General features: G+C 36.8%; 17 protein-coding genes. 5 read left to right on the top strand and 12 right to left on the bottom strand.

The genetic code is table 11. The features are described from left to right. Window positions 1-168: 168 nt before the first annotated feature. From BLW28_RS04990 to BLW28_RS04935, 10 genes are all read right to left on the bottom strand, one after another. Window positions 169-1,320: a serine hydrolase domain-containing protein gene (locus tag BLW28_RS04990; RefSeq protein ID WP_073215810.1), complete on the bottom strand. Its 1,152-nt coding sequence runs from the start codon at window positions 1,318-1,320 to the stop codon at window positions 169-171. Window position 1,321: 1 nt separating this feature from the next. After that, window positions 1,322-1,798, bottom strand: a complete 477-nt coding sequence (locus BLW28_RS04985) for a methylated-DNA--[protein]-cysteine S-methyltransferase (RefSeq protein ID WP_073215813.1) — start codon at window positions 1,796-1,798, stop codon at window positions 1,322-1,324. After that, window positions 1,798-2,898 (bottom strand): CNNM domain-containing protein, encoded by a 1,101-nt coding sequence (locus BLW28_RS04980; protein ID WP_073215816.1) that lies wholly within the window; start codon window positions 2,896-2,898, stop codon window positions 1,798-1,800. The genes BLW28_RS04985 and BLW28_RS04980 overlap by 1 nt, the downstream gene beginning before the upstream one ends. A gap of 322 nt (window positions 2,899-3,220) precedes the next feature. Continuing rightward, window positions 3,221-4,507 (bottom strand): hypothetical protein, encoded by a 1,287-nt coding sequence (locus BLW28_RS04970; protein ID WP_073215821.1) that lies wholly within the window; start codon window positions 4,505-4,507, stop codon window positions 3,221-3,223. Window positions 4,508-4,809: 302 nt separating this feature from the next. Then, a complete protein-coding gene (locus tag BLW28_RS04965) occupies window positions 4,810-6,600 on the bottom strand; it encodes a ribonucleoside-diphosphate reductase subunit alpha (RefSeq protein ID WP_073215824.1) in 1,791 nt (596 codons plus the stop codon). Next, the gene (locus BLW28_RS04960; RefSeq protein WP_073215827.1) at window positions 6,601-7,875 is read right to left on the bottom strand and encodes a ribonucleotide-diphosphate reductase subunit beta; all 1,275 of its coding nucleotides are present in this window, start codon (window positions 7,873-7,875) and stop codon (window positions 6,601-6,603) included. It lies immediately after the preceding gene. A gap of 1,531 nt (window positions 7,876-9,406) precedes the next feature. Next, the gene (locus tag BLW28_RS04950; RefSeq protein ID WP_073215834.1) at window positions 9,407-11,518 is read right to left on the bottom strand and encodes a T9SS type A sorting domain-containing protein; all 2,112 of its coding nucleotides are present in this window, start codon (window positions 11,516-11,518) and stop codon (window positions 9,407-9,409) included. Window positions 11,519-11,603: 85 nt separating this feature from the next. Beyond that, window positions 11,604-12,365 carry a LytR/AlgR family response regulator transcription factor gene (locus tag BLW28_RS04945; protein ID WP_073215837.1) on the bottom strand — a complete coding sequence of 254 codons (762 nt, stop codon included), beginning with the start codon at window positions 12,363-12,365 and terminating at the stop codon, window positions 11,604-11,606. A 17-nt stretch (window positions 12,366-12,382) separates the two neighbouring features. After that, window positions 12,383-14,344, bottom strand: coding sequence for a tetratricopeptide repeat-containing sensor histidine kinase (locus BLW28_RS04940; RefSeq protein ID WP_073215840.1), 1,962 nt, complete (start codon window positions 14,342-14,344; stop codon window positions 12,383-12,385). A gap of 172 nt (window positions 14,345-14,516) precedes the next feature. Next, complete coding sequence (locus BLW28_RS04935) at window positions 14,517-15,269, bottom strand: hypothetical protein (RefSeq protein WP_073215842.1); 753 nt, start codon at window positions 15,267-15,269, stop codon at window positions 14,517-14,519. A gap of 521 nt (window positions 15,270-15,790) precedes the next feature. Here BLW28_RS04935 and BLW28_RS04930 point away from each other — a divergent pair. The 4 genes from BLW28_RS04930 to BLW28_RS04915 all read left to right on the top strand — a co-directional run bounded on the left by BLW28_RS04930 (window position 15,791) and on the right by BLW28_RS04915 (window position 17,783). Then, the gene (locus tag BLW28_RS04930) at window positions 15,791-16,306 is read left to right on the top strand and encodes a DUF6646 family protein (protein WP_073215845.1); all 516 of its coding nucleotides are present in this window, start codon (window positions 15,791-15,793) and stop codon (window positions 16,304-16,306) included. 274 nt (window positions 16,307-16,580) lie between these two features. Continuing rightward, window positions 16,581-16,793: a hypothetical protein gene (locus tag BLW28_RS04925; RefSeq protein WP_073215849.1), complete on the top strand. Its 213-nt coding sequence runs from the start codon at window positions 16,581-16,583 to the stop codon at window positions 16,791-16,793. A gap of 105 nt (window positions 16,794-16,898) precedes the next feature. Beyond that, window positions 16,899-17,150, top strand: coding sequence for a hypothetical protein (locus tag BLW28_RS04920; protein ID WP_073215852.1), 252 nt, complete (start codon window positions 16,899-16,901; stop codon window positions 17,148-17,150). A gap of 87 nt (window positions 17,151-17,237) precedes the next feature. Continuing rightward, window positions 17,238-17,783 (top strand): NUMOD4 domain-containing protein, encoded by a 546-nt coding sequence (locus BLW28_RS04915; RefSeq protein WP_073215855.1) that lies wholly within the window; start codon window positions 17,238-17,240, stop codon window positions 17,781-17,783. Window positions 17,784-17,990: 207 nt separating this feature from the next. On the opposite strand, the gene BLW28_RS04910 is transcribed toward BLW28_RS04915, so the two are convergent. Both BLW28_RS04910 and gldJ read right to left on the bottom strand, forming a co-directional pair. Next, window positions 17,991-19,271, bottom strand: coding sequence for a UDP-N-acetylmuramoyl-tripeptide--D-alanyl-D-alanine ligase (locus tag BLW28_RS04910; protein ID WP_073215859.1), 1,281 nt, complete (start codon window positions 19,269-19,271; stop codon window positions 17,991-17,993). A gap of 67 nt (window positions 19,272-19,338) precedes the next feature. Then, window positions 19,339-21,015, bottom strand: coding sequence for a gliding motility lipoprotein GldJ (gene gldJ / locus BLW28_RS04905; protein WP_073215861.1), 1,677 nt, complete (start codon window positions 21,013-21,015; stop codon window positions 19,339-19,341). A 209-nt stretch (window positions 21,016-21,224) separates the two neighbouring features. Between gldJ and porU the strand changes: the two genes are divergently transcribed. Next, window positions 21,225-25,079 carry a type IX secretion system sortase PorU gene (gene porU / locus BLW28_RS04900; protein ID WP_073215863.1) on the top strand — a complete coding sequence of 1,285 codons (3,855 nt, stop codon included), beginning with the start codon at window positions 21,225-21,227 and terminating at the stop codon, window positions 25,077-25,079. Window positions 25,080-25,111 lie beyond the last annotated feature (32 nt).

The raw sequence follows: 25,111 nt of genomic DNA, 5'->3' as shown, positions 1-25,111 counted from the left end.
ATACGTTTTTTGTACGTAAATTTTAAATGTGAAAAAGAATCGTAAATAGAGCCAGCTTCCTTAAAATTATATTCTGGATTTTCGAGCAGTATTGTTCTTTTTTTAAGGTTGTTGTATTCATTTGATTCTAATTACTTTACAAGTAAATATACATATCAAATTCTAGGGTTACAAATTTCTATTCTGAAACATCTCATAAGTCTCTTCTATATAAGTATAAAAATCAGAGCTAAACGGCAAATCAGTTCGTTTTCCTACTTTGCGGCCTAACCGAACAATTATTATATCGTCTTCAGGGATTACGATTACATATTGCCCTAAAATGCCGCGCATTGCAAAAATTTCCTTTCCCATAAAGTCGCTGAGCCAAAATCCGTAACCGTATTCCGGACTTTCTTCAAAACGTGGGGTAATCGATTTGGCCACGAAAGCAGAATCTAATAATTGCTGTCCATTCCATTTTCCATAATCTCTATATAGTTTGCCAAACCGGGCAAAATCGCGAGCATTGCTTCCTAAGCAGCAATATGCTTTTGCTAATCTATTTTCTTTGTCGTCTACTTGCCACAGGGCGTAATTTTTGGCGCCAATTGGGTTCCAAAAGCTTTCATATAAATAAGTTGACAGTTTATTTTTAGTTGCTTTTTCGAGCACCATTGCCAATAATTCAGTATTTCCACTTAAATATTTGAATGCTACCCCTGGCGTATCCACAACTTTTAACTTTAGAATATTTTCAGCCAAATCACCATCATAATAGGCTCGAGCAGTCATCCCGAACGGATTTTTATACGCCTCATTCCAATTTAGTCCTGATGACATGGATGAAAGATCGCCCACTGTTAATCCTGTTCCTGAAAAATGCGGATAGAAATCTCCAACAGGCTGGTCAAGACTCTTTATAAATCCATCTTCAATTGCTTTTCCCAACATGGCGGAAGTAATACTCTTTGCCATTGAAAACGAATTTGTATGAGAATCCTGATTAAAACCATCTTTATATTCTTCAAACCAAATACTGTCATTTTTGATTATTAAAAAGGCAATTGTCCCTAATTCTAAATTGGTTTCGCGCAATTTTTGACTAGGTTTTCCTGTGTTGTAATTTTTGTGGATTGGCCATGGTTGCGGATTTGAACTTGCAGGAATTGTATCGTTTTCAAAAAATTGAAAATCATCAATATATGCCGAAGTATGTCCGTGAAGGTAAACGACCCAAAATGCTTTCACAACATAACCATTACCCGTAATATAAAGCCCTACAATTACTGAGAATATCAGGATTAGAGCCCATTTTAAAATTCGCTTTATTACTTTCATTTTAAAATAAACTTTGTTGTGGTGAAGGGTTTTCGTGCTCCAATAACCATTTTTTTCGGTGCAGACCGCCCGCATATCCCGTTAATGACCCATCGCTGCCAATTACACGATGACAAGGAATAATTATTGAAATTGGATTTTTTCCATTTGCAGAAGCGGCAGCACGTATAACTTTTGGATGGCCCAATTGCTTTGCTATTTCAAGGTAGTTAACAGTTTTTCCGTAAGGAATCTTCTCCAATTCTTCCCAAACCCGTTTTTGAAAATCTGTTCCTTTTGGGTTAAGGGCTAAAGTAAATTCCGTTCTATTTCCATCAAAATATTCCTGAAGCTGGAAAACTGCAATTTTCAGTGGTTCAGGAATATTTTGAGAACTATTTTCATTTTCAATATCTGAAAAAATTACAGAGGAAAGCCCTTCTGAATTCCCTGTGATTTCTAAAAAACCAATTGGTGTGTGGATGGTACACGTTTCCATTACTCTTCAGCTCTTTTTGGTGCGGCTTCCTCGTCTATTTGTATTCCCATACGTTTGGCGCGCTTTTCCCAATTTTTTCTCGCCTGAAGCTGCATATCTTCAATATTATCGCTTTCATCCATAATCTCTAAACCTAGCAAGGTTTCTATTATATCTTCCATCGTAACAACGCCAATTGTGTTTCCGAAAGTGTCTACAACAGCTGCTATATGCATTCGTTGCTTTATGAAGATCTCAAAAAGTTCGGGTATCGGCTTTTCTGCAGAAACCACAAAAATCTCCCGCTTCATGTCACTCAATAACTTGTCGCCGCGGTCTTCCACAATCTCTTCTAACACATCATCTCGAAGTACAAACCCCGTAATATTATGGGTTTTCCCTTTATAAACAGGAATTCGTGAAAAACGCAGGCTTTTATGATTTTGATGAAATTCATTTAAGCTTTTAGTCTCGTCTTCAAGTGTTACAACGGTGAACGGCGTCATTACATCCTGCGCTTGAACACTTTTAAAAACCAACAGATTTTTAATTACTGTGGTTTCATTTTCTTCAAAAACCCCTTCTTCTTCTGCGGCATCAGTAATCGCTATAAATTCCTCTCGGCTCATGGTACTAACGTGGGCAGATTTGCCGACCATTTTTGTTACAATCATCAACAACCATAAAATTCCAGTGTATTTTAAAGGGAAGATAATGATGTTTAAGAACATTGCGGTGAATGGCCCTAATTTTTTCCAATAGGTTGCACCAATGGTTTTTGGAATGATTTCTGAAACCACCAAAATAAGCATCGTCATTATTGCAGACACAATCCCAACGATGTTCATTCCCATTACTTCAACTTTATACGGAAGTTTTTCGGCTTCAACTCCAACGAGTATGGCGCCAACAGTATGCGCAATGGTGTTGATGGTAAGTATGGCAATTAAAGGTTTGTCTATATCCTTTTTAAAATTCGTCAACGTTATTGCATACTTCTTGCCTTCCGAAACTTTCATTCGAAGGAACGTAGGAGTGAAGCTCAATAAAGCTGCCTCAAGAATAGAACATAAAAATGAAAAGAGAATTGAAAGTAGTGCGTATACTACGAGTAAAGTCATATCGAGTTGAATTATTTTTCTAAAATAAGGAAATTAATCACTTTCCTTGTTCTAACATCTTGTTAAATAAACAAAAAACCGCCACAATGGACGGTTTATATTAATTTTAAATTTTAAGTTGGAGTGTTACAATGTAAGTTGCTTTTGAATATTTTCCAAAAGTCTTTCAGATATGATTTTTGAAATTTCTGTAGACTTAGTTTGGCTAGTAATCTTTTTTTTATTGAAATCTTCCCGGTTTTTAGAAAATTCCTTTATAAAAGCTAGGCTCAGACAATGATTTTTATAATCAGTTTTGGAATGATGCATTTTTTGAAATTAATTAAGAGTTAAAGTATTTATAGTTAAACTGAGGATTGTATTTTTCTTCGAAATAATGTTTTCTTTTTATCCAAATAAAACCATCTCCTTTAGATATTATGGCAACATCAACCGGACCTCCAACGGATTCTTCGTGAGAACTAATTCTTCTTTTAAGATAGGTCAAATATATTAAACTTTCTGCCATTTCCGCTAAATCCTCTTTAGAAAGAATAGAAACGGTATTGACTGTAGGTTCAATGTGTTTAATTTTCTTTATCTTATCAATCTCTTCAACAAACTCTTCACAAACCTTATCTATATCTAATCTAGAAAGTTTTGCTGCGAGTTCAGGATTATCTTTGGTTGTTAATTTAATTAAATATTCATTATATCCATTTAATATATTGTTAAATGTGCCAAATAAAGTTGCATTGATATCTGGGCTAATTCCAGTGATTAGCGTATCAATTACGTCCCTTTGAGCAAAAGGCATTATAGACCCTGTGTTATTATTATTAATAGTTTCCACAACATCAGTATAAAACCTTATTTTCTTATCGAAGACACTAGCAATTTTTGTACTTATTGTGGTGGGATATATCTCATCATCACCATAACCGGCAAAGATTAGGCCGCTCCACGGACCGTAAAATAATTTACTTTTAATGTAATTATAAAGAAAAGTTGAATATTTATCTCTCAAATCTTTGTTCGCCAATTCTTTATAGTTTTGTTCAAAAATATCGTTAATATCTTTTTTGGTTAAACTATTGAACTCCTTTTTTGTTAATGTCTTAAAATCTTCTAACTGCTCTACGTTTTGGGTTTTTTCAATTTCTAAATCAATGAGATTTATTAAATGTTTTCTAAATACTTGTAATCTTTTTTCCTTTGACAATAATATTAAGTCATTTTCTTCCATCATTGCTCTTTCATACGATTTACGAACAAAATCTTCAATGGAATAAAATATTAATGATTTAAAAAAGTGGTCTATAAGATCCTCAGAAGAAAAAAAGTTATTTGTTTTTAAAAACCTGAAAAAATCGTCGGAGTAGTCTCTTAATCTCGGAAACGACCGTTCTCCAAGTTCTTTTCGATATATTTTTATAATAATTTCCCACGGAGTCGTAATGAAGTTAGCTGAATTGTAGATGGTTATCGAGACGGGGTGAAACTTGGACAAGGTAAATATTTTATTGGCCGTATTATATATTTTGCTACCATTTGATCCCGACACTGTAACGGCCGAATCTGCTGCGATAGCAACGGCATTCTTATTTAAAATTCCAATTACTGCTGTCATGTTTCTTATTTTGTGTTAAAAATAATCAATTTTTATTAAAACTCTATTGAAAAAACCGCCGCGATGGACGGTTTTCGGTGAATATGGTTTTAAGTAATCGCAAAAACCGACTCCTTTTTAACTCTACATCCTCATTGCCTATGTGGTGAAAAAGCCCTACGTCACTTCCACAAACAAAAACCCTCCGCGAATCCGCGGTGAAAAAGTCCTACGTCTTAAGTCTTACCGTCTTAAGTCATATCAAAAAAACAGCCCCAATCAAAATCGAGGCTGTTTCTTTACTAAAAAATATCGTTTAAAATTTACGCCTCACAACTTGCACAATCTTTTTTCTGCGCAAACTTCTGTGCGGCATTCATACTATGCTGATAGTAAAGCGATTTCAAGCCTAACTTCCACGCCGTAACGTGAATTTTATTAATGTCCTTCACTGGCATTTCAGGGTGCACAATAATATTTACCGACTGTCCCTGATCAATATGATTCTGGCGGTTTGCCGCTTGGTAAATCAAGTCCATTTGGTCTATTTCAGAATACGTTTTAAACACGTCCTTCTCGTGATCTGTCAAGAAATCGAGATGCTGCACAGATCCGTCATTATTTCGGATATCGCGCCACACTTCAGTAGTGTTCTGCCCTTTCTCTTCCAATAATGCTTCTAAATATGAATTTTTAATCGTAGTTTTTATCTTGGCAATATCCTTCACATAAACATTAGACCATATTGGCTCAATCCCCTGTGAAACCTGTCCTAAAATAAAAGCCGATGAGGTTGTAGGTGCAATCGCATTTAGCGTAGCATTGCGTCTTCCGTAGCCTTTTAAAACTTCAGGTTCGCCGAATTTCTCAGCCAATTCTTCTGAAGCCTTATATGATTTTTCTTTAATAAGTTTAAAAATCTCACTGTTCAAACTATATGCTTTCTCACTGTTTAACGGAAGCATTTTAGATTGTAGTAACGAGTGCCATCCTAGCACTCCAAGACCTAGCGCGCGGTTGTCTTTTGCAAAATTATAAGCGCGCTCCATAAATAGGAAAGTTTGCCTGTCCTCGCGGCTATCAGAGTCGCGATATGCTTCAAGTTTGTCAACAAACTCCGTGATAACAGCATCTAGGAAATATACCATGGTTTCTACAGCGTCGGTATCTTTCCACTTGTCATAATGTAATAAGTTTACAGAAGAAAGCACACAAACAAACGACCAGTCGTCATTTGAAGGCAACATAATCTCAGTACAAAGATTACTCGCGTAGATAGGAAGATTCTTGTCCTTATAAACATCAGCTGCCGAATTGTTGGCATTGTCTTTAAAGAAGATATAAGGATAGCCCATTTCACCTCTGCGCTGAAGTACTTTTGCCCAAATTGAACGTTTTTCTACATCGCCATCTATCATTTCCTGCATCCACTCGTTGGTAACAGTAACCCCGTGAGTCAATTCCTGAATAGGATTTCCCTCTGTACCAATTTCCAAGAACTCCATAATGTCTGGATGCTCCACAGGAAGGTATGGTGAAAATCGACCACGTCTTACCGAACCTTGACTAACAACATCTACCATAGATTCGAACAACTGCATAATATGAACCGCTCCAGAAGCCTGCCCATTGTTTTTAACCTCAGCTCCGCGATGACGGATTTTTCCGAAATATCCTGATGTTCCTCCTCCGAGTTTAGACATCATCCCAACTTCAGACTGGGTGTAAAGAATATTCCCCATATCATCGCCAATATGCGACCCAAAACAGCTGATAGGAAGACCTCTCTTTTTTCCGAAGTTAGACCAAACCGGGGAAGCTAAAGAGAAAAATCCTTCAGACATATAGTTGTAAAACTTGTCTGAGTAACCAGGAATTCCTAATATTTCCTGCGCTCTATCGGCAATTTCACGAATGCGTTCTTCCGCTTTTACACCAGGCGATAGATAGCCCGAAGCTAAAAAGTTGCGGCTGTGTTCTGTAAGCCATTCAAATCCTTTTGATTCTTTTTCTTCCGAGTTATGTAGCGCTTCTTTTCGAGCGTTTACAAGGTTGTCAGTATCGGACACTGTTTTTGAAGTTTGGGGGTCGAGGGTTAAATCTTTGTTGTTCATTTAGAAAAGGTCATCACTGGTTATACTTTGGGTTCTTTTACTGTAATTGATAGAGCGCTTTACGAAGAAATCCCCGTGCTTGGTGCCGATAATTTCATCGTCAAACCATTCGGTCTGAGCCAAAAGGCTTTCGTCTACCTCAAATATTTTTTCAATTCCAATACTTTCAAGGGAATTGTTAAATCTGTTTTTAATAAATTCATTTACTACCACTTTTGGAAGGAAATCGAGTTCGCCATCTTCAAATATCCAATCCACAATTCGGCTTTCTGCGGTAAATGCTTCTTTGCACATTTCTTGAATCATGCTGTTGTAGCCCTCATCAAACCAATCTGGATTTTCGTTTTTGATGATTTTGATAATGTCAATTCCAAAATCCCCATGAATCTGCTCCTCTTTTGAAGTAGCTTCCACAACGTTTGATATCCCTTTAAGCATGTTTTTATGCTTGTTAAATGCCATAATTATCAAAAACTGAGAGAATAAAGAAACGTGTTCAATAAAGAGCGAAAACAGTAAAATTGATTCTGCATATTCTTTGTTGTCGTCACTTTTTGCATTTTTTAGTGCTGTTTCCAAATAGTGAACCCGCATCATAATTACCGGTTTTTTCTTAAGGTTTTTAAATTCCTCATTTAAACCTAGTATTTCAAGTAAATGCGAATATGCATCGTGGTGACGCACTTCACTCTCTGCAAAAGTTGCACCTACCGAACCAATTTCTGGTTTTGGCATTCTGTGGTAGATATCGCCCCAGAAACTTTTTACCGCTACCTCAATTTGTGAGATGGCAAGCATGGTGTTTTTTATAGCGTTTCGCTCTACATCATTTAAACGGGTTTTGAAATCCTGAATATCACTTGTAAAATTAAATTCGGTATGTATCCAATACGAATGGCGAATTGCTGGCACGTATTCATAGAGCGCTGGATACTCATAAGGCTTTAAATTTATACGCTTTTCAAAAATGTTCAGCTTTCGCTTTTGGGTTTGCTGATTTCTGTAGAGAATATACCCTTTGGCAACATCAAAAAAGCCGCTTTCCATCAACTTGTTTTCTACGAAATCCTGTACTTCCTCAACGGTTGGAATATATTTCCCGTCCTGTCTTTTTCTGTCCAATAAGGCTTCATAAACCTTCTCAGAAATACGTTGCGCATCTGCTTCATCGCCGTGGTTGGCAGCGGTCATAGCTTTTAAAATGGCATCTGTAATCTTTTGTAAATGAAAGGGTTTTGTAGTAAAGTCTCTCTTAATAACGTGGGTAATTTCCATGGTATTCGGGGTCTTGGATTAGTCTAAATATGCAAGTCGTAAATATCAATAATATATCGATTGGATTTCAATGACACCCCAATATGTTGTCCAATGGTTATCAACAATTTTAAAAATTATCATTTAGAAATGGCTCTAAATCCCCAACACACAACACCCCAACCTCCAACCCAAACCTGACAAGTTTTTTCAACCCGTAAGTTTAATCAAAGGCCATCGATATCCACAACTCCCAAACCTGACAGGTTTTTTCCAACCTGTAAGGTTTAATCAGAGACAAATGGTTTTTCCAACCTACAAGGTGTAACCAGTGTCCAATTAATTTATGCGAATCCATCTAATATTGCTATTATCCTAAATCTGATGAGTTTATCGAAAGAGTGTTATCTTTATTTTTTCAAACTCTTATTTTTATGGATTTCCTGGAAGAGACATATTTTTATCACATTTTTAATAGGGGTAATAATCAACAATCTATTTTCCTGGACAATGACAATTATTTACATTTTTTAAAACTAGTCAAAAAACATATCCTGCCGGTTGCAGATATCTATTCCTATTGCCTTCTCGGCAACCACTTTCATTTTCTTGTGAGAATAAATGATGAGTGTAAAAAAAATCCTTCTCAATCTTTTTCAAACCTTTTTAATAGTTATTCCAAAGCTTTCAATAAAAGACACAATCGAATCGGTAGTTTGTTTCAACGTCCATTCAAGCGGAAAAGAATTATAGAGGAGGATTATTTAAGACAACTTATAATCTATATTCATCTAAATCCTGAAAACCACGGAATTGTTAATGATTTTGAACTATATCCATATAGTTCCTATGCTTCTATGTTATCAAATAAGCCGACTAATTTGAAAAGAACCGAAGTCATAGAGCTGTTTGGTAATAAAGAGAATTTTATATTCATGCATCGAAAAAAACCTCACAATCTTTCTGAATTTGATGACCTCCAAACCTGACAGGTTTTTCCAACCTGTAAGGTTTAATCAGTGTCCATTGAAACCCACAACCAAACCAAATATTACTACAATCTCCAAACCTGACAGGTTTTTCCAACCTGTAAGGTTTAACCACTGTCCATCAATATCCACAACCAATCCAAATATTGCTACAACCCCCAAACCTGACAGGTTTTTCCAACCTGTAAGGTTTAATCAGTGTCCATTGAAACCCACAACCAAACCAAATATTACTACAATCTCCAAACCTGACAGGTTTTTCCAACCTGTAAGGTTTAACCACTGTCCATCAATATCCACAACCAATCCAAATATTGCTACAACCCCCAAACCTGACAGGTTTTTTCGACCTGTAAGGTTTAATCAGTCAGTGTCCATTGAAACCCTCAACCAATCCAAATATTGCTACAACCTCCAAACCTGACAGGTTTTTTCCAACCTGTAAGGTTTAACCACTGTCCATTGAAATCCACAACCAATCCAAATATTACTACAACCTCAAAAACCAGCCTACTTAAAGACTGGTTTGTTTTGAACTTCAGATATTGATGCAATTTATAACATTACCGCTTCAATACCTTCTTCATACTTCTCCCATTATCAGTTTCAATAGAGACAAAGTAAATCCCAGAATTCAACCCTGCAATATTCACTTCTGTGGTTTGTGAATTAACCTTAGTAGCTTGAATCTTTCTTCCTTGAACGTCATAAATCGTAATGCTATTTATAGTTGAAGTCGACTGAATGTTCACAATGTCACTTGCAGGATTCGGATACACCGCTATTTGTGACAAGTCATACCCATCAACTCCCAAAGTTGTAAACGAAGTCAATGCCTCATTAGTCAGTATAGGGAAATTATAGTCAAAGTAAATATTGGCTTCCACTCCAACCTCATCTGTATCCAATAAATTCCCATTGGTTTTTATTTTAAAGAGAATGTTCCCGTGCCCTCCAGTATCTAAATCAATACTCTGAAAATGAAATTCGGCTATATTTCCATTGATAACCGCCTGCATCTCGTGAGACGCACTCAATATCTGTAAAGTGTTTCGGTCAAAATCAGTTGGATCTATTTCCATAGTAACCACCACATTCTCCGCTGCGGCGGTTCCTGTGTTTTCAAAATTGATTACATAGTGCAGGTAGTCTCCAATATAGGTTGTTGACACCTCTGCACCTTGAAGGCAAACCACATTGTTCGGATCATATGAGCCTATCACTATCTGATCTAAGGTAAAACTGTTGTCTAGCGGAGTTTCATCACCCGCAATGGGGTTGATGTCTGCAAACAGTACTAAAACATCGTCAATGTTAACTGGAGGTGTGTCGGTAGGACTGTTTACATCAAGTACTATTTCAGTAACTTCAGTTTGGTAGGGTTGTAAGTCTGTAAAATTAAACGTTAGCATCCCAGGGACTTGAATGTCTGGAGTGGTTGTAGCCGACACAAACTCCATTCGATTATCGTCATAATTAAACTGCACCTCGCCAGAAAGTGTTTGGTTTCCTTTGTTTCTATACACCAACGCATAACTAGCTTCAAAACCTGGCCTAGCCGGAAGGAGGGGAGCAATAACCACTTCAAGGTCTGGTCGTACGCCTACTGCTTCCACACAAAAGTTTTGCGTAATAATACTATTGTCAATCACAGGAATAACCACATCTGCTGGCGACGGACTTACACTAAAATAACTTGGATTCTCTAGGGTAGGAGTCAGGATATAGGTTCCAGCCTGCCCAGCATACACATTATAAATTCCAAATCTATCGCTGTATGCTATCGTATTGGTAGCGACGCCATTAAAGTCAACAGTATAACTCGTATAAGGTATACTGCTAGCCCCAGCATCACAACCATCTCCATCGGTATCAAATTGACTCACTCCCGTAATTGTATTAACATTCCCACCCGGCGGAAATGAACAAAATGAATCTACGGGATACTCAGTTCCTGCAAATTGCTGGATTTCTACGGTTTGAAAATCATCTGCGCATACATAAACCAAACTCGGATTATTGTTCAATATCCAATTTTCAAACCAACTTCCGCCATCCATATTCGAGCTTTCATCACTTCCGTTTTTAATGAAAACCGTTTCAAGGAATGGGTTTTGAACTAGGTATAACGCAGTTAAGCTTGTATTGAAATTACAATTTAACGTTACTAACGAATTACTATAGAGATCTAAAGATTCTAGAAGAAGGTTATTTGTAACATCCAAATCGGTCAAAACATTACTGCTACAATCTAAATATGTAAGACTCGGAATATCGGAAACATTTAAGCTAGCAAGATTATTCCCGCTGGCAATCAAGGAAGTCAAATTCATATTGGAACCAATATTCAAGAATGCCAAATTGTTAGCACTACAATTTAAGGTCTCCAGCGCGCCATTAGCACTAACATCAAGGGCAGTAAGCGGATTGTTCTTAATAATTAAATTCTCTAGGTTGATAAAAGCCTGAAGGCCGTCTGTGTCGGCAATACTTGCATTGTTCAAATTTAGATCTGTAACAGCTTGCGCCTCCGAAACCTGGATTTCGCCGTCAGAATTTGTATCGACACCCTCAGCAATTAGTTTTGCCTTAAAATTAGCATCGGGGATGGTTACAATTTGAGCACTAACAAAACTAGTTGTTAGCAATAAGAATAGTATAAGTAGATTTTTCATGGTCGTTAATTTTTAATAAAATTAGGGATGCTTTGTTAGTTTTGTATGCCTAAATGAGTATTCGCCATATCTCATTTAGAATTCGCTACATCGTTTTTAAAATATTCTGCAATCGTTCTCTTTTTCGCTGTGAAATGGACAACCTGCTTCCATCGGCCATCACTACATAGCCACCATCACTTTTAATATACGACTTTAAATATTTCAGGTTGATTAAATGAGACTGATGAATACGCTCAAAATTGTGTTCCGCCAAGAGTTCTTCATATTCCTTTAATGTCTTTGAAATTAGAATAGGCTTATGGTTTTTGATATAGAATTTGGTGTAATTGTCTTCGCTTTCACAACGTATAATATCGCTGATGTCGAATAAATGGATTCCATCTGAAGTTGATAACGCAATCCGTTTAAAATTATCTACGTTTTTTCGAATGTTCTCTAAAAGCAAATCGATATGCGAAAAATCGTTTTTTCGCTCTACAACCTTTTCAATCTTTTGTATCACTTTTTGTAAGTCATCAGGATCTACTGGTTTTAATAAAAAATCTAACGCACTAAACCTAAAAGCTTTTATCGCGTATTGCTCGTGTGCCGTTATAAAAACAATATGAGAAGTTATAGTGTTGTTTATCTCCGCAGCTTTTTCAAGAATATCAAATCCAGTTCCATCGTTTAACTGTATATCTAAAAAAACCACTTGCGGCCGCAGGGAATCCATAGCTACAATACCCGAAGCCACACTGTCTGCTTCTCCAATTATCTTAATCGTAGGAGCAAAAAGATCAAGGAGCTTTTTCATCCCTTCCCTTAAATTCTTGTCGTCGTCTATTAAAATTGCAGTTATCATAAATGAGTTTCTTCTAATTAATTAGTTGCGTATTGTAACGGCAATGTTAGTTTTATTTTGGTGCCTGATATTTCCTCATTATGTATTATTTCTTCAATTGTTATCAGGGCTTCCTTGCCGGTGGTTTCGGCAATCATTTCCAAACGCTTTTTGATGATTCCCAAAGCCATGGACTTATGTGCCAATACTGAATTTTCTTTGTTCTTAATAGACTGATTAATTCCCACCCCATCATCTACAATTGTGCATATCAAAGATACATTCGTCACCGAAAATGCGATGGAAATATTCCCGTTTTGACTCTTTGGAACAACCCCATGAATAATGGCATTTTCAATAAATGGCTGAATCAATAAGGGCGGAAGCGCAACATCATCCTCAATATTGGAGTCTTTAGTTATGCTGAAATTAAATTTATCATTAAACCGAAGTTGCTCCAATTCCAAATAATTCTGAAGACTCTCAATCTCCTTATCTATAGGAATTAAAGACTCTTTTGAATACTCCAAGGTCAACCGCATTAATTTCGAAAACTTGGAAAGATATTTAATCGCAGAGTCAGTTCCATTCTGAACTATAAAACTAGAAATAGACCCCAAACAGTTAAATACAAAATGCGGATTCATTTGAAGATGTAAGGCTTTTTGCTCATATTCCGCCAATTCCTTTTGAAGTGTAAGCGTCTTTTTTAACTGATGTCGGTTGTAAATTAAAAACCCAATCCCGAAAAGAAGCAAAGCAATCAACGCCCCAAAAAGCAATTTTAAATTGGTGCTTTTAGCCTCTTCCTTTAGCAGTAACTCGCGCTTCTGGTTTTCCTCCTTTTGAAGCAGCTCCTTTTTTTCAAATTCGTAATTCATCGCAGTTTCCACCGCTTTTCGAACGTCATTTTGTTTGTAAAGACTATCCTTCGCAGCACTGTGATTTTTAAAATGAAGCAACGCCTTCTCCATATTCCCACTTTGCGAATAAATCTCACTCAACAACTTTTCCGCCACAACGATTTGTTCCAGCACCTGAGTTTTATTTGCAAGTGCCAAGGCGTTATTGGCAGCTTCCAAAGCTTCTGTTTTATTGTTTTGAAGGGTGTGAAACTCAGCTAAATGAAGATAGGTGTCTGCCAATCCAAATTTATCGTCTATCTCCTTAAAGGTCAACACAGCCTTTTCCCAATTCTCCAAGGCCATCTCTGGGTATTTCCGTGTGTTGTAATAGGCTCCAATATTGTTATACCATTCGCCCAATGCCCGCGGATTCGGGTGCAGGCCTATATTAACTTTTGCGGCACTGTAATATTTAAAAGCCTCATCCAATTTGCCTTGCTTAAAGTAAATGTTGGCAATATTCGTTTGAGTAATACCACTATTCGGGTCTTTTCGCTCCTTCTGTATCGCTTCCGCTTTCAAGAAATATTCCAACGCTTTTTCAAGCTCGTCCTGAGATTTATAAACCACTCCAATATTGTTGTAAAACTTTGAAGCCGCCCCCTTATCATTGAGTTTCTCGTACACTTTTGCACCTTCCAAATAGTATTGAAGTGCTTTGGAATAATTGCTCTGTTCCGAATAGACTATCCCCATACTTCCCAAGGCTCTAGCGATACCTTGGTCAATTTCTCGGTTCGATTGTGAAGATTTAGATAATTCCTCAAAAACCGATTTCGCCCATACAAAATGATCCATCGCCTTTTCATAATCCCCCAAAATGATATAAGCAGTTCCCATATTTAAATAGGCTACCCCCATCTCGAGTTTCATTTGATTTTTTTCGGCCAATTTGAAAGCCTTGCTGCCAAACGAAAGCATTTTGTTGGGATCGCTATATTTATATTGATCGGAAATAGCATTGTAGAGCTGCACTTGTTCCAATTCTGTTGAAGCCTCAGAAAGCCTGATTTCCAAGCTATCTACAACCTTATCTTGCCCAAAAAGATTGCCGATGCAAAGAAAAAGAACAACAAAAATTACCGCTAACCTCATATACGTGTGAATTTAAGAAACGAATGTATATGAAACTAGACAATTCCAGTTTTCTAATTTAGAATTTGAAGGATTTGATTTAGAATTCGAGGAAACAACAAGATAGCAAGCACAACATCACAATTGAGCCCCATATCAGGGAATACATAAATCAAACATCGTAAATCGTCAATCATAAATCCTTTATCCCCAAATTCTCCACCCCCACCGAATTCGCACTCTTAAGCAGATAATAAGTCCCCTCCACTTCCTGATAAGCCTTCATTCCCAAAACTGCCATCGCCATCCCACTCCCTTCAGGCAAAGCCACATTCATTTCAAAAGAAGACCCGCTAAAATTCCTATCCATATACAACGGAGCACTAGTTTTTAATTGATATTCAAGAGTGTCAAAATCAAAATGTAAAAGCCCCAAACTAAATGACAAATGAGTGGCTCCCGAGGGAAACTTCACATTCTTAATATCCAAATTCGTAACCTCCAGCGTCCTGGAAGTAAAATCAAAATTTATAGGAGCTCCCAAAATATCAATAACACTGCATTGAGGCGTAAACACAAGATTGCGTAATAACTGCCTCCCCAGTGGTACCTCTAGCCCACGAGCCACTTTTCGGTGCCCTCGAATATTCACCCGGTCCAGTACCTTTAATTTTAAGAACAGCTGCATTAACCGCCCGTGAAGCCCTCCTTCCTTCCGTACACATAAAAAAGGAGACAGAGCAAACCTAAACCTTCGCTTCACAATACTACAGTGCCCAAATTCTGATGCGTTCTCCCTAGGCCGGTTATTACCTCCCTTTTTGTGGGTCTCGGCACTAAACCCACCTCCAGCTCTACGAGCCAAATCCCCCGCAGTCTTGTGCTTATAATAGTTTATACCATCAATAGTGCCCTTTAACCGAATAATTCCTACTTGCTTTGCCATAATACGTTGGTTTTAAGATGACTAAATATACAAAAAAATCATATCCAAACAACAAAAGCATAATATTTGCTTCTTGTATAAAGTGTATTTACGGGTAGTCTATAACATCTATACAGTGAGTATATAGCGTGTTTATAGCGTGTTTATAGCATATTTATAGCGGGCAAAATCTATGTTTCCAATATAAAAAACCCCTCTCAACCCTTAAATCCACCCCTTTTCTTTAAAAATAAACCTAGACTTCGCAAAGCTTTAGTACAACACGATTTACTTTCTTAATAGATGCTAAAACCATATCACATACTTTTCAATCGTTTCCGAAGCATACAAAACACTCCAATTTCTTCTTAAAAAAGTCTTCATCCTTTACAAAGAGCTTCTGTTAGAATCTGGAACCTGCAATAAATAGAGAGGAGTGAAAAACTATTCGATTTATAGCGGAGATAAAACAACACATTTTTTCAAACCATCAGAACTTTATAGATCAAAAAGAAATATTTATCTTTCAGAAAAATTTTTAAATGAAAACTCTCTTCACTTTTATTGCATTTCTTTCATTACAATTTGCTGTAGCTCAGGCTTATCACGGTGCGGGTGATATTAAATTCCAAATTGGTGCAAACCTCCAAAATAACGGAACCGGAATTATGAGTAGCTTGGATTTTGGCCTTGGCGAGAATATTTCTGTAGGATTTGCTTCATCATATCTCTTGGGAATTGATAAAGTGAAAAATTCGGAGGGAAAAGATGTTCCCTTTGCTGACTTTAAAGATCGCTTCGATTTAAAAGCACGTTTTAATGCCAATCTTGGAAACGTAATTAATATAGATGATAATTTTGATGTGTATCCAGGGCTCTATGTGAGTTTAAAAAACTTTGGGGGACACCTTGGAGCACGTTATTTCTTCTCGCAAGGTTTTGGGATTTTCACCGAAGTTAATGTGCCAATTTCCAAATACAATACCGATACACTTACAAAAGCTGAGGAACTACACAATCAGGTTACTGCAAATATTGGTGTTTCATTCTGTATTTAATATCTTTTCGTTTTTAAAACATGCAAAAGTCTTCCTAAATATGTAATTCGAATCTGCTTGCAGTGTGATTAATCCAAATTGCTGTTGAGAATTTTCAAAACATTATTCCAATAATAATATTTCATACTATTGCACTCTGGTTAGAAAGTTCTTATCTTCCCACAATAATCCACATCACTTAGTTTCTTAATACAACAGTTTTAGAGAGTGGTGGTAAATCGAACTTATTGATGAACGAATGGTTTTCAGCATTTTCACCCTTTGAAAAAGTTTATTGGCTAATTGCGTTAATAGCCTCTGGTATATTTATTATTCTTCTAAAGATGGTAAAACTGCGACCTCAAGCTTCATTTCTGGAATGTATGGTTCGGTGCCACCACTTCAGGAAATGTTCAATATGGCGGGAATGGAATTGCCTGAGTATTTAAAAGGAAAAAACCTTGACTCAGACGACCAAAACAATAGTGTCGATGTTAATAAGGAATAATGAAATATATGCACTGTGTTGCTGTTTCATATATAAATTGGTTGGCTATAGTTGAATTGAAATGATAAACAGTTTCGGATTTTTCAGCTTAATCTAAATTTTGACATGGAATTATTGAATTTAAGTCAGTTAGACTCGATTCATCAAAATGTAGGAAGTCAAAATTATAGGGAAGTTCTTTGGGAAAAATGTCCAACAGGAAAATTAAGTATATCGCCGCCAGTTTTCAATGAAACTTATGATATTGCCGCAATAGCAGTAGGTGGTTGCCCGTCGGGAGGCGAATTAGGAATTTATAATTTAATAAATGATGAGTGCACATATATTGAGCATGTTTATATTTGGTTAAGTCAATAACTTTGAAGAAAATAGAATTTAAAAATAATAGAAATTAAGAATAAACAATATAGTACCCTTAGTTAGAAATTTAAAAATTTAGCGAGAATGATACGAAATTTATGGAATGAGGAATGGAAAGACATTCAGTTTGACGAAAAAATTTCAGAAGATGAAAAATTTAAAATATCAAATTACGGTAGAATTATTAATTGTAAAACTGAAGAAGAATTTTTGGTTAAAGAATATTTTATTAATGGCTATCAGAATTTACCTGTCAAACAAAAAAAGAACGGAAAGCAAACAAGTAGATACGTACACAAGCTTGTTGCCGAACATTTTCTTGAAAAAAACGACGGAATTTGTGTTATCCATTTAAATTATGATAAAACCGATAATCGCGTGGAAAACCTGAAGTGGGCCACTAAAAGAGAAAAAGAACTTCATCAATTCAACAATCCAAATTGGGAAGAGGTGGTTGAAAGAAGAAGTAGAAACATTGGTAAATTAAGCGAAGGAAAAGTAAAAATCATCAAACGCCAATTAAAGAATAATAGAACCAGAATTAATATGATTGCTAAGCGTTTTGGGGTATCTGATACGCAAATTCATAGGATAAAAACAGGAGAAAATTGGAGTTCTGTAACTGAATAGTGTCTGGGTTTTAAAAAAAAAGCGGCCTACACCTGTTACAAGAACCGCCAACCATACCGATATCAGGAAGCTCGGCAAAAATTGTTTAATTCTGTTCAAAATGTACCACGGGTAAGCATGCTTTATTAATTGTCTATTTGAGCATCAAAAACAAACCAAGGGCAGTAACAGAAACGTCATATAAGGTCTAGGCGGTTTCAAACTAGCTTACAAAATTTCTAAAATTCGCTCCATGGCCATTCCACGTGATGCTTTTATTAAAATTGAAGCATGGGTTGGGGCCAGGGCTTGGATTTCCTTTTTTAATTCTTCAAAAGTCTTAAATAGTTTTATATGCTCGGCTTCATGCTTGGTTTTATAAAAGTTTTCACCTACAAAAAATACTTTTCCAAATGCGTTTGTAGCAAGAAAATCGACAATAGCTTGATGTTCCCCTGCTGCATCGGTACCCAGTTCGAACATATCGCCTAAGAACAATATTTTATTATTTCCTTCGGCTTGTTTAAAATTTTCTAGGGCTGCCATCATGCTGGTCGGGTTGGCATTATAAGCGTCCATTAAGATTGTATTAGTGTCTTTTTTTAGAAGTTGAGAGCGATTGTTTGAGGGGATGTAACTTTCAATCCCTTCTTTTATTTTAGCTGTAGAAATTCCAAAATACGCTCCCATTGCAATTGCGGCAGAAATGTTTACGAAGTTATAAGCCCCAACTAAATTACTTTGAATCTTTGTACCCTCAAACTCTAATAACAGCTTATTGTGGGCGTCAAGTAAGTCTATGCTGTAATCACTAGTTGAAGTGCCAAAGGTTATGCGTTTTATGCCATTTGAATATTCTAATTGTTTCGGGTCATTCGCATTAATGAAAATTTTTCTATCATTCTTTTTTAGAAAAGTGTATAATTCGGTTTTACCTTTTACTACACCTTCAAGGCTCCCAAAGCCTTCAAGGTGTGCCTTTCCAAAATTTGTAATATACCCATAGTCAGGTTGCGCTATGTCACTCAACATCTTAATTTCACCTAGATGATTTGCGCCCATTTCTACAATTCCTAATTCGGTTTCAGCAGTCATGGATAGTAGGGTTAATGGAACTCCAATATGATTATTCAGGTTTCCCTTCGTTGCTGTTACATTGAATTCTTGAGATAGCACAGCGTTAATGAGCTCCTTGGTGGTAGTTTTACCGTTACTCCCAGTAAGCGCAATTATTTTTGCCGTTAAATGCGTGCGGTGAAACTGAGCAAGTTCTTGGAGCGCAAGAAGTGTGTTGTGTACAAGAAAAGTTTCGCCTGTTGTTTTGTGAAATTTCGGATCGTCTATAACGGCCACACGAGCTCCGCTGTCTAAAGCTTCTTGTGCAAATAAATTTCCATTAAAATTATCGCCTTTAAGGGCAAAGAACAGACAGTTGTTTGTGATATTTCGGGTATCAGTACAAACACCGCTGCTTTCTAAATAATGACGGTAAAGAACTTCCTTATCCATAGGTGTAGCATGTAAAAACCCTCCGAAGATTTACTCACGGAGGGTTGTTTTTATTAATTATGAAATCTTACCCACGTGGGCGTTTTCCTTGTTTAGATTTTGAACCTACTCGGCTCATTGCACATCTAAATCCGATATAATCGGTTGCCATATCTTGAGGGAAATAGCGTCTTTGTGCTGGGTCTAACCAGTAATCACGGTCTCTCCAAGAACCACCTTTGTAAACACGAACTTCATTGTCTATTAAGGTAGTACGACTAGAAGCTTTATCATACTGTCTGTCTAAAGCACCTGTGCTGTCTGCATATACTTTAGGAACTGGCGCGTTGTACATACGCTTATCATCTTCTTCTATTTCTTCAGTCTCACCTCCAAATGATTGGTAATGACGAGTTGAAGGTTTATCACCATCTCTATAGTTACGGTTGTCACTTTTCGAGAAATTGGTACGCAAATACGTTTCGTTTTCGTCTATAGGAACTTGTAAAATTTGTCCTGGAAGGCCTCTAGCAACTATCTTTCCATTGCTTAAGGTATCGTATACTATAGAGTCTGCTGTAATTACTACAACTTTTCCGTTTTCGTCAATTGCATTTTTAGTGTAAACATTTCCACGATAGTAGTTAAAATCGTTATAATCGTTATCAATTATAGGGCGATACACATCGGCTACCCATTCGGCAACGTTACCAGCCATATCATATAGACCAAAATCATTCGGTGGATATGATTTTACCTGTGCTGTAATATCGGCACCATCGTCACTCCATCCTGAAATTCCACCATAATCCCCAGCACCTTGCTTAAAGTTTGCTAATTGATCTCCCCGGCTTCTCTTGTTTCCTGAACGAGTATATTGTCCTTCCCAAGGATATTTTTTCTTTCCACGATATACATTGTAGTTACGAAGACCTGAAAGTCCTAAAGCAGCAAACTCCCATTCAGCTTCTGTTGGTAGCCTATATGCAGGAAGTAAAATTCCGTCTTTACGTTGTATGTATAAATTGGTGCTATCTGTACTTTTCTTCTTAATGTTTTCAGATACCTTTCCACCGCGAGTAATTGAGTCATTTCCACCATAGGTAAGGGTTGGGGCGCTCAAATAAGTTTCAGTACTAAAAATTTCACCTGGTTTGGTGTTGTAACGGCCATTTTTAGCAGTAATCCCTTCTTTTTCAAGAAGCATTTCATTTACTCTGTCTGATCTCCAATTACTGAATTCAACTGCTTGAATCCAACTAACACCCACAACAGGATATTCTGCATAGGCAGGATGACGCAGGTAATTGTTAGTCATAACTTCATTATACCCTAAGCGATTTCTCCAAACCAACGTATCTGGAACGGCACCGTCATAAATTCTTCGGTAATTTTCATCACTTGGTGGGAATACCTTTTTTAACCAGTCTAAGTACTCAAGATACATTAGGTTGGTTACTTCAGTTTCGTCCATATAAAACGACTGAACGTGTTGTTGTGTAGGGGTGTTGTTCCAATCGTGCATTGGATCATCCTGAACTCTACCCATAGTAAAAGTTCCACCTTCTACAAAAACAAGACCGGGTCCTGTTTCTTGTTCCCTAACCTTTGGGTTGTATTGAAAGCCTCCTTCTTTGGCATTCATCTTCCAACCAGTGGCACGAGAACTATTTTTGTAGTCTCTAGATTTGTTGCACGATACAAATAACGATGCGGCAACAACAGTAATAAGTAGCTTTATTGCTAGTTTTTTTCTTAACATCATAGATTCAATTATGATAAAATTGGGTTTGCAATATAGTAATTAACGATAAATCCACAATAATATTTCACCATTATTGCGATTGGGGAGTTATGATTAGTTACAGGTATACAAACGTATTAGTTTTAAATTTATTATCCTAATGTACTTTTAACCTTCTGTTTCAATTTTCAGTTATACTAAGTGTATATTTGAAGCGTTATAAAGTATTGATGAGAAAAACACTATCCATTTTGATTTTATTGGTCCTGCCTTTTTTAGGGGCATCACAGACCAAAACGATTAATATATATTGGGAAGGCTCTAGTCCGAAACATTCCGATATGTATCAAAACAATTCTGCCCAAAAGGCGAATGAGCCTTCGTGGGATCTTTTAAACTTAGATCTTGGTTCAGGTGTGCCCAGTTATACCACGCAATGGGAAGACTCCAATTTTGCCGATAAGAATTCTGTACGGGTTTTTAACGTGAAATATGGTTCGCCTTCATCGACAGAGCTTGCTAAAATTGATGATAATTTAATTCCTGAACAACTTACATACTCAATTGCCACAACTAGTGCTCGAGATATTCTATATACAATCTTCACTATTTCACCTATTATTAAGGAGAACGGAATTTATAAAAAGTTACTTTCTTTTTCGGTAGATTACAGTTATGGGCCACAAAAAAGAAACGTGCCGCCATCGTTAACTAATTCTGTTCTGGCAACGGGCCAATGGTTTAAATTTAAAGTAGAAGAAACAGGAGTTCATAAAATAGATAAGTCATTTCTGGAAAGTTTGGGGATGAATACGCAAAACATCAATCCGCGTAACCTAAAAATATATGGAAATGGTGGGCAAACGCTCCCCTTGCTAAATTCGCGCAATACAGTTTTTGATCTTCCTGAAAATGCCATTCAAGTGGTGGGTGAAGAAGATGGCAGTTTTGGCAGCAGCGATCACATTCTGTTTTACGCAACAAGTACCAAAGGCTATGTTGCAGATAATGATTCAAATTTAAACCCGTATAGCGACGAATCATACTATTATGTAACTGCCGATGGAGGTTCAGGTAAAAGAGTAACTGCAATGGTGGAGCCTTCGGGAACGGCAAATCATATTATAACTGAATTTAATGACTATCAATTTCACGAAAAGGATGAAGAGAGTCCAACAAAAATGGGCCGTGTGTGGTACGGAGATCGCTTTGATATAAAGAAAGAACAAAACTATGACTTCTCTTTTCCTAATATAGTTACGGGACAACCTATGAAGGTTGTTATTAAAACTGGAGCTGCGTCTGAAAGTCAGACATCCATGGCAATAACGATAAATGGAACGGGGGTCAACCCTCTTGTGTATTCCGCTTTGCCGTCTGGAACGCTTTTAAATACAAAAAACTTTATTGGAGATATTCCAGTTGCGGGAGAAACGGTTAACGTAAATTTTGTTTACAATAACTCCGGGAATCCTTCAAGTGTAGCGTATCTAGATTATGTGAGTGTAGAGGCAATACGAAAATTAATGGGAGTAGATGGACAGCTTGCTTTTAGATACAAAAAAGCAGCTGGATTAATGGGAATTGGTGAATATCAAATAAGCAATGCGTCGCAATTTTCGCAGGTGTGGGACGTTACCGATCCTTATTTTATTACATCAAAACAAAATGTAGATAATGCATCTTCAATTGCGTTTAAACAAAATTTAGGGCAGGTTCACGAATTTGTTGCTATTAACCCAAACGATTATCTCATTCCGGTTAAAATTCCAAATCCAATTGTTGCTAATCAAGATTTGAAAGGAAGTATATTTAAAGACGAATCGGGTAATTTTAAAGATGTCGACTACATTATTATTACAGCTCCTTTTTTAATACAATCAGCCTTAAGACTTGCATCATTCCATAAAAATGAGCGAGGATTAAATGTTAAGGTGGTTACAACCGACAAAATTTATGAGGAGTTCAGCTCAGGAAAACAAGATATTGGTGCTATTCGGAACTTTATCCGTTACGTATATTATAATGCATCGAGCTCTTCAAAACGAATTAAATATGTCGGTATCCTTGGCGATACATCTGTAGACTATAAAAACCGATTGCCTAACAATAATAATATCGTGCCTACTTTTCACGCACTCGAAGGAAAGCATGAGGTTAATTCATTTATGTCCGATGATTTTTATGGCGGGATGGATGAATCTGAAGGTACCATTGGAGGAGAGACGTACGACGAAAATGGTGTTAAACTTGCCGATATTGATAGGCTCGACATTGCTATGGGAAGGATAATCGCAGACAATGTTACCTTGGCAAACGCTTTAGTCGATAAAATAGTTAATTATTCTTCAAAAAGCTCTTATGGTAATTGGCGAACCAACTTTGTACTTGTTTCAGACGATTCAGACGATCCGTCGGAGGGTTCTTTGCAGCAAAGCCTAGACGATTTGGGAGATGAAATTTCAGAAAACAAACCCTTTATAAATGTAAAGAAAATACATTCCGATGCCTATCAACAACAAACCTCTGCTGGAGGTAATAGATATCCCGATGTAAACGTAGCTATTAAAAATGCCTTAGATGTAGGCGCCATTGTATTAAATTATTTTGGACATGGAGGAGAAGATGGATTAGCCCACGAAGCAATTTATACCAAAGAAATGGCTGAAGAATTAAGAAACATAAACAACCTTCCTTGTTTTGTTACTGTAACTTGCGAATTCACAAAATTTGATAATCCGCTTCGAATAACTGCAGGTGAATTAACATTTCAGAATAAAGAAGGTGGAGCAATTTCATTGGTAACAACTACACGCGCTGTATATATTGGTGTGGGAATTGAATTTAATAGAAAACTGGCGAACCCCATGTTTGGCTATAATATGGATGTGCCTATTGTTCCTGCCGAAGCATTACGCCTAACTAAAAACGATATTACTTATAAATCCCGACGCGTAATTTTTTATGTAGGAGACCCAGCGCTACCTCTAGCATTTCCTAAAAAAGATATTCGAATTACAAAACTTAACGGAATACCTATTGAGCAAGCAACCGATACGTTAAAAGCATTGAGTAGAGTGAAAGTAGAAGGGGAGGTTTTAAATGAATCAGGGCAAGTAGCAACAAACTACAATGGAACATTGGAATCTAAGGTATTCGATAAAAATGTAATGCGAAGAACTTTGGATAACGACAATAACAATGTTTTTATGGACTTTATAACCTTAGGAGAAGGTATGTATAATGGCCGTTCAAGCATCACAAATGGTCGTTTTCAATTTGAATTTGTAGTGCCTCGCGATATTCAAATTCCAGTAGGTAAAGGACGAATTAGCCTATATGGAAAACAAGAAAATCAACTTGAAGACCGAACAGGTGTTAACTTAGATATCGCTGTAGGTGGACTCGATGAAAACGCACCTATTGATAACGAAGGCCCGTTAATTAAACTTTATATGAATGATGAAAGTTTCGTTTCAGGAGGAGTTACCAATAACAAACCCGTATTAATTGCCAAACTTGAAGATGAAAATGGTATTAACACCACTAGCGGGATTGGTCACGATATAGTCGCAATTCTTGATGGCGATGAAGCAAATCCTTTTGTATTAAACGAATTTTATCAAACCGAAGTAGACGATTTTACTAGAGGAACCACACAATATAAATTCAGTGACCTTTCCGATGGTTTGCACACATTAACCCTAAAAGCATGGGATGTGTACAATAACTCATCTACTACCGAAATACAATTTGTCGTTGCAGGAAACGATAAATTAGAAATTACACGAGTACTTAACTACCCCAATCCGTTCGTAAATTATACCGAGTTTTGGTTTAATCATAACCGTCCGTACGAGCCTTTAGATGTACAGGTACAGGTTTTTACCGTTACCGGAAAAATTGTTTGGACTAAAAACGATACAATTAATACCGACGGCTTCTTGTCTCGCGATATTGTTTGGGATGGTCGTGACGATTTTGGCGATCGTATCGGAAAAGGTGTGTATGTATATAAGATAACCGTAAAGTCAACGTTAACCAATCAGCGAGTTGAAAAATTCGAGAAACTTGTTATCCTTTAATAATTAAAATTATATTTGCCCAAAATTAAAAA

Source organism: Aequorivita viscosa, assembly GCF_900106795.1.
Lineage (GTDB): Bacteria > Bacteroidota > Bacteroidia > Flavobacteriales > Flavobacteriaceae > Aequorivita > Aequorivita viscosa.
The sequence above is the reverse complement of the archived record's forward strand: the minus strand, read 5'-3'. Positions and strand labels throughout refer to the sequence as shown.